Genomic DNA, 6,779 nt, shown 5'->3' with positions numbered 1-6,779 from the left:
AATCAGGAACAGAAACGTTAACCGTCTCATCGGAGACCGATGATTCTGCGCCAGTCGCTGGCGTAAAACTCTCTTGGTAGAAGTTCGTCATGTCAAAACCAAGGTCATTCAAATAGCCGTGAACATCTTGCATAAACTGGCTTGGACCACACAGGTAAACGGTGCGCTGTTTGAAATCAGGAACAAGCTCTTTAAGCCAGTCGGCATTCAAACGACCTTGTGGATGCGATGTTCCTTCGCGGTTTTTCAGCAACAACTTTAAATTGAAGTTGGGATACACAGCGTCTAACGTTTCTAGCTGATCGTAGTAAATCGTCTCTTCTGGGCTGCGTGCAATATGAAGAAATGCGATGTCCACATCGTTGTCGTTTTCATCTTGATTACTCAGCCAGTGCTTTGCCATCGAAAATACGGGCGTGACGCCGCAACCTGCACTGATAAGCAAGGCTTTTGTTTCGCCATCACGTAAAACGGGTGGATGGTCAATGCAGTTAAATTCGCCCGCTGGTGGTAATGCTTGAACGGTATCACCAAGCAGCAGCGAGTCAACGATGTAGTTCGATACTTTACCGCCAGATACTCGTTTGATGGTGAGTTGAAGGTGATCGTCTTCATTGATCGAGCTGATTGAATAGGCGCGAAACTCCATTTTTCCATCAATTTCCACGCCTAAGTTAATAAACTGGCCAGGCTTAAACTGAAACAGAAGTGACTCGGTTAGTTCAGACAATTTGATGCTGACGGTGTCGTGTGTTTCGAAGTATTTGTCGATGCAACGGAGTGTGACGGGTTGGTTACCTTGCCATTCAAAAAACATAACAATCTCTTTGGTTGTGGCTATTTTGGTTCGAAATAGATAGCGCCTCCGCGTAAGGAGGCGCGTAACAAGCAAGTTTATTAAGCTGCTAGGATGGCTTTTAGATCATCCTGAACATTGCCAATACTGCGCATATCGAACTTCTCTTGGATGATGGCGATTAGGTTTGGCGTTAGGAATGCTGGTGCAGTAGGGCCTGTGTAAATGCCTTTCACGCCCAATGCAAATAGCGTTAGCAAGATAACGATCGCTTTTTGCTCGAACCAAGAAAGCACAAGCGTGAGTGGCAGTTCATTGATGTCACAGTCAAACTCTTTCGCCAGTGCAAGTGCAAGCTGGATTGCAGAGTAAGCATCGTTACATTGGCCGACATCCAATAGGCGAGGGATGCCGTTGATATCGCCAAACGTATTCTTGTTGAAGCGGAACTTACCACACGCTAAGGTCAGGATTAGCGTGTCTTCTGGCGCTTCAGCCGTGAAATCGGTGTAGTAGCTACGTTCCGCTTTATCGCCATCACAACCGCCGACTAGGAAGAAGTGTTTGATGTTGCCTTGTTTCACTTGGTCGATAACCGCAGGGGCGGCGTTCATCAGTGCATTGCGACCAAAACCAACCGTGATGTGGTGTTCGATTTCATCGTGTTGGAAACCGTCTTGCGCTAGAGCACATTCAATCACTTGGCTAAAATCATCGCCTTCGATGTGAGCCACACCAGGCCAGCCAACAATACTACGAGTGAATAAACGGTCTGCGTATTGACCCACATTTGGATTCAACAAGCAGTTTGACGTCATTACGATTGCGCCAGGGAAGTTTGCGAATTCTTTCTGTTGGTTTTGCCATGCGCTGCCGTAGTTGCCGACAAGATGAGGATATTTCTTCAGCTCAGGGTAGCCGTGTGCAGGCAGCATTTCACCGTTGGTATAAACGTTAATGCCTTTGCCTTCAGTCTGTTGCAGGATTTTTTCTAGGTCATGCAAATCATGCCCAGAAACAAGAATACATTTGCCTTTTACTGGCTTGACGTTCACCGAGGTTGGTTCTGGATGGCCGAAGGTCATTGTTTCACCTTGGTCGAGCATTTCCATCACTTTGTAGTTCATCAGGCCAATGCGCATTGAGCAATCAAGTAGTTCACCAAGATCTTCAGGGTCTGTACCCAACCACGCCATGATTTCATGGTATTCGGCATAGATATCGTTGTTGGTTTGCTCAAGAACACGTGCGTGCTCCATGTATGCTGCGGCACCCTTAAGGCCGTATAGGCAAAGTAAGCGTAGGCCAATAACATCTTCATGTACTTGGTCCTTACCACGGTTAACCGCGACTTGAGGAGCAAAAGCTAAGATTGCTTCTGCGCTATTTGGTAGCTCAAAGTGAGCAACAACAGGGATGTCAGCAACTTCGGTATCGGCGAGTGTTGCAGCAGACATTACTTGCTCTTTTAGCAATGCTTTGTACGTTGCCGCTTGAGAAGTTAGCTCTAGGACACGTTCAGGGTCAAAGTTTACGTTCGTCAATGTAGAGAAAAATGCCTTTGGTGCCCATTGGTTGATTTCATCGTTAATGATGTTGAATTCAAGTGCTTTTGATGCCCAAAAAGAAACCCCTTGCAGTGTGTAAACCAACACGTCTTGAAGGTCAGATACTTCAGAAGTTTTACCACACATACCTTGTGCAAAAGAACAACCTTTAACAGCAGGGGTTTGAATTGTCTGTTCACATTGAATACAGAACATATTGGGTTCTCCAGTGATTGTTTTAATAGTCGTGATGTTGACCACTAGAGAGCAGAATGTGTGCCAATTATTATCTCGTTGATTTGTATTGAATTTTATCAGATTTAGGAGAGTGGTTGATGTAATTAAGACAACGCAGTTGATGTCTTAATCACATCGACTTCTTGTGGTCGGTTATTTATTGATCCCCAGCTTTTTACCCATCCGATATAAGTTCCCGCGATCCATTTGTAAAAACTCCGCTGCTTTTGCCCAAACGCCACCAGTTTGGCTCAAAGCATGTTCAATTAAATCACGTTGATAGCTTTCTATTAGCTCTCGCATTGGTTGGCTTTCTTTGGGTAAATAATGCGATGTGTTTTTTACATCACCGAGAGCCAATGAGGTGTCGAAATGGTTAAGCATGATCGTGCTTGCGCCTTGTTGAATGGCGTGCAAAGCCGCGCGAGTTAAAGTATGTTCGAGCTCGCGCACGTTTCCGTACCAAGGTGAAGATTCCAATTGAGTCAACACTTTAGGATGAACGTGCAGATTGGGTGCATTGAATTGTTGGCGTACTTTTTCCAACAAATATCCTGCTAAAACGGGAATATCCCCGTCACGGGCACGCAGTGGGGGGACTTGGATTGGGAACACGTTCAAACGGTGGAAAAGGTCTGCTCGAAACGTGCCAGATTCGACCTCTTTTTCTAATTGTCGATTGGTCGCGGCGATGATGCGCACATTGACCATCAAATGCTGATCGCTACCTACACGTTGCAGCTCGCCTTGCTGAATTACGCGCAGCAATTTTGCTTGCAAAATCAAAGGCAGTTCGCCCACTTCATCAAGGAAAATCGTTCCACCGTCTGCCAGTTCAAACTTACCGGCACGGTGGCTATTAGCACCTGTAAATGCGCCTTTGACATGGCCAAACAGTTCACTCTCAGCCAGACCTTCTGGTAAAGCCGCACAGTTGACGTAAATCATCGGCTTATCGCTACGATGAGATTGCGCGTGTACCGAGTGCGCGACCAGTTCTTTACCAGTTCCGGTTTCTCCTGTGATAAGTACCGCGTAATCTGATTGAGCAACAGTCGCAATGTTGTTTCGTAACTGGTTGATCTGCGGACTCAAACCCACCATTTCGCCATGTTGAGAACGGGCTTGCTGGATAAGGGTTTGAGTGACGCTTTTTTGCTTCTGGTTTTGCGCTTTGAGCGCTTTTAACTGAGCAATGTTACGCAATGTCGCAGCGGTCAAAGCCGCAAAGGTTTCGATAGCGACAGGATCGATGCCATCAAACGCGCCCACCGTTAGTGCATCCATCGTTAGTGCGCCAACAAGTTGGCCTTCGACATACAAGCTAAAGCCCATGCAATCGTGAACATCAATGCATTGGTCTTCAGTTAATAGTGTGCCGTCGAAAGGATCCGGCAGTGAACAATCGGCATCGAAACGCACCGGTTCACCGCTATGAATAATGGCATCTAAGCGAGGGTGCGCCTTGGGGAAATAGCGACGACCTAAGACCGAGCTGGATAAGCCTTTTACCGCGACAGGAGTTAGAAAACCATCCTCATCGAAGATAAACAGGCAGCTCGCATCACATGGGAATACTTGCGCGACCCCATCAATGAGATTTTGATATTGCTGCTCGTGAGAGCGATTTGAGCTGAGGTTTAGCGCGATATTAAGGAGTACGTGGTCAACAGTCGGAGTCATAACAAGCCCAAAGTTATCTGGAATGGGCTCATGCTAGCAACTTGATGTCATTTGAACATCGAAAGGTGTGGGAGATTGATGTTCCATTGACGACGATCAAGTTTGATACGAAAAGAAACGCGCAAGTTAACAAGCCAGTGATGTAAGCTTGCGCGGGTTAGGTGTTTGAATTAAAGCAGGCCAAAGGTTTGGTTCGTCCGAATTAACGAGGAACGACTCTGGCGTCATTACCAGAAACATTGATTTGGACCGCTTGGCCTGGTTGGAAAATCATGTTTGGATTTGCTTCTTGAACAATAGAGATAATCTTTCCGTCCTCTAAACGAATGGTCAGATTCACGCCATTTCTTTTCGCGGTTGCTTCAGCCGCTTTGCTGCCTGCATAGCCACCCAATAGACCACCACCAATGGCAGCGATATCCGAGCCAGAACCGCCCCCAACTTTTGAGCCTAAGATCCCGCCCACGGCAGCACCAGCGATGGTGCCAATGGCATTGGATTGGGTAGAGGCATCAATGGTTACGGGTTCTACTTTTTCTACTGTGCCGTAGTAAACCTGCTGAACTTTGCGAGTGTCGGATGAGCCGTATGCATCTCCGTACGGGTTAGGTGAGCTACAGCCGCCAAGCACGAGCGCACAAGTAATGGTGAGCAACATGCCTAAATTGATCTGTTTTTTCATATAGCCTCCGAATGGTTTCTTCATTCAAAGAGTATATACCCCAATTTAACCTGCGTTTTGGTGCTTTATAAAACAGTGGCTTAGCGGCCTGTCCCTTAAGGAAACGCGATTGTCTAAGCAGTATTAATGATCGTTAAGCGTATGAAACCCTGAATAAATACGTGTAAAAGTAGTAAACCAGCATGCCGCGCCAAAGATATACGCGATGACGGCAAAGTGTTGCGGTAGCAAACAAAATAAAACCAAGCAGCCAATGGTTTCTGTACCTTCGGTTAAGCCGCTCATGTAGTAAAGCGATTTGTTTTTATATACCGGATTATCGATGCCTTGTTTTCCTGCCATGATGGCAAAAGCCAAAAAGCTACTACCAGTGCCGATGAAGGAAAAAATCAAAAATGCGCCTGCAACGGCATTGTGTTCTGGGTTGGCAAGCACAAAGCCAAAAGGAATCAACGAATAGAACAAAAAATCTAAGCTGATATCAAGAAAGCCACCCGCATCGGTAATGCCTTGAATCCTTGCCAGTGCACCGTCTAACCCATCACAGATTCTGTTCAGCAAAATAAACAGCAACGTCAACAAGTACTGTTCGGCGATCAAAGCAGGCAGGGCAAAACAGCCAAGCACAAAACCAAATACTGTCGTCTGATTTGCGGTGATGCCACATTTATCGATATATGTCGCACTGAGTGCCAGCGGTTTGCGGATGAGCTTTATACTCAGGCTATCAAGCATGATTTTTCTCCCACGGCCAGTTTAGGCAGCGGCTGCCATCAGGGATATCATCTTCATCGTGCGTTACCATCAAAGTAGGAATGTTCGCTTGCTGCAATTGTTCGACCACCCAATTGCGAAATTGTACACGCAGGTCTTTATCCAACTTGCTATAGGGCTCATCAAGTAGCGCAACTTTCGGCTTTGCTAGCAGCATACGAGTCAATGAAATACGGGCGCGTTGCCCTCCCGAAATTTGGTCAGGAAAGGACTCTGCTAGTTTGGTCAATGAAATGTTCTTCAGTGCTTGCATAGCGTGAGCTTTACGCTCTTCACCTTTGATTGAGTTTGGTAGCGCGAAGGCAAGGTTCTCCCACACCGTTAAATGAGGGAAGAGCAAATCTTCTTGGAATAGAATACCGACCTGACGCTTATGGGCAGGGAGGGCATCCAACTTTTCGTTATCAAGCGTAATGGATCCAGAGTAGTTGAACTCGGCGGATAGGTGCCCGGCAATGGCATCCAACAAAGTGGATTTACCACAACCGCTAGGCCCCATCAGGGTAACGATTTCACCTTTTTCTACGGTCATGTTGAACGCTGAAAAAAGCGCGTCGCCATTGGTTTTACGGATGGCGAGGTTTTCGAGACAAAGACTCATTCAGTAGTAAACCTTTTATAGACAAGCGGCGATACTTCCTGTGCAAGTGGCTAAGCAGTATCGCAAAAGAAAAGAACAAGAATGGCAGCAGAGCTTGCCAAATGGCGTAAATAGCGGTGACACGTCGGTCAAAACCACTGGATAGTGCAACGGCTTCGGTTGTGATGGTGCTAATGCGCCCAGCCCCTAGCACCAATGTTGGTAGGTATTGCGCCAGGCTGACACTAATACCGACAGCCCACGCGAATGCAATTGCAGGCAGGAGGATTGGCAGTTTCACTTTTAACCAAGCTTGCATCGGTGATTTACCCAAGCTGAGTGCGACGCGAGTTAAGCCGTTATCGAAGCTGCGCCACGGACCGTCTAGCGAGAGGTAAATAAATGGGAACGCAAAGAATACATGCGCCCAACATACCCAAAAGAAATACGCATTACTGTTTAAGTACAGCGTCACTACTT

6 protein-coding genes and 1 pseudogene are annotated in these 6,779 nt (G+C 46.7%); all 7 read right to left on the bottom strand.

The genetic code is table 11. From position 1 onward, the window contains the following. Positions 1-817 (bottom strand): FAD-binding oxidoreductase (locus IQR33_RS21890; protein WP_193844040.1); only part of this gene is annotated, 817 nt, incomplete at its 3' end. An 80-nt stretch (positions 818-897) separates the two neighbouring features. Next, on the bottom strand, positions 898-2,559 hold the full coding sequence (gene hcp, locus IQR33_RS21885; protein ID WP_042522020.1) for a hydroxylamine reductase: 1,662 nt from the start codon (positions 2,557-2,559) through the stop codon (positions 898-900). A 174-nt stretch (positions 2,560-2,733) separates the two neighbouring features. Beyond that, positions 2,734-4,263: a nitric oxide reductase transcriptional regulator NorR gene (gene norR, locus IQR33_RS21880; RefSeq protein ID WP_193837445.1), complete on the bottom strand. Its 1,530-nt coding sequence runs from the start codon at positions 4,261-4,263 to the stop codon at positions 2,734-2,736. 202 nt (positions 4,264-4,465) lie between these two features. Next, positions 4,466-4,945, bottom strand: coding sequence for a glycine zipper 2TM domain-containing protein (locus IQR33_RS21875; RefSeq protein WP_005386695.1), 480 nt, complete (start codon positions 4,943-4,945; stop codon positions 4,466-4,468). A 123-nt stretch (positions 4,946-5,068) separates the two neighbouring features. Then, positions 5,069-5,680: a CDP-alcohol phosphatidyltransferase family protein gene (locus IQR33_RS21870; RefSeq protein WP_193837444.1), complete on the bottom strand. Its 612-nt coding sequence runs from the start codon at positions 5,678-5,680 to the stop codon at positions 5,069-5,071. Further along, positions 5,673-6,320, bottom strand: coding sequence for an ATP-binding cassette domain-containing protein (locus IQR33_RS21865; RefSeq protein ID WP_138939979.1), 648 nt, complete (start codon positions 6,318-6,320; stop codon positions 5,673-5,675). The genes IQR33_RS21870 and IQR33_RS21865 overlap by 8 nt, the downstream gene beginning before the upstream one ends. Next, positions 6,286-6,779 (bottom strand): annotated as a pseudogene (locus tag IQR33_RS33945) (thiamine ABC transporter permease); the annotation flags it as partial. The gene IQR33_RS21865 and the pseudogene IQR33_RS33945, both read right to left, overlap by 35 nt.

This window comes from Vibrio sp. OPT46, assembly GCF_015163535.1.
GTDB lineage: Bacteria > Pseudomonadota > Gammaproteobacteria > Enterobacterales > Vibrionaceae > Vibrio > Vibrio alginolyticus.
Note: the sequence above shows the minus strand (reverse complement) of the source record. Positions and strands in the feature narration are given on the sequence as shown.

Excerpts from the sequence above, each read along its gene's own strand:
- IQR33_RS21865 (WP_138939979.1), bottom strand. The coding sequence starts at position 6,320 with ATGAGTCTTTGTCTCGAAAACCTCGCCATCCGTAAAACCAATGGCGAC.
- norR (WP_193837445.1), bottom strand. The coding sequence starts at position 4,263 with ATGACTCCGACTGTTGACCACGTACTCCTTAATATCGCGCTAAACCTC.
- hcp (WP_042522020.1), bottom strand. The coding sequence starts at position 2,559 with ATGTTCTGTATTCAATGTGAACAGACAATTCAAACCCCTGCTGTTAAA.
- IQR33_RS21875 (WP_005386695.1), bottom strand. The coding sequence starts at position 4,945 with ATGAAAAAACAGATCAATTTAGGCATGTTGCTCACCATTACTTGTGCG.
- IQR33_RS21870 (WP_193837444.1), bottom strand. The coding sequence starts at position 5,680 with ATGCTTGATAGCCTGAGTATAAAGCTCATCCGCAAACCGCTGGCACTC.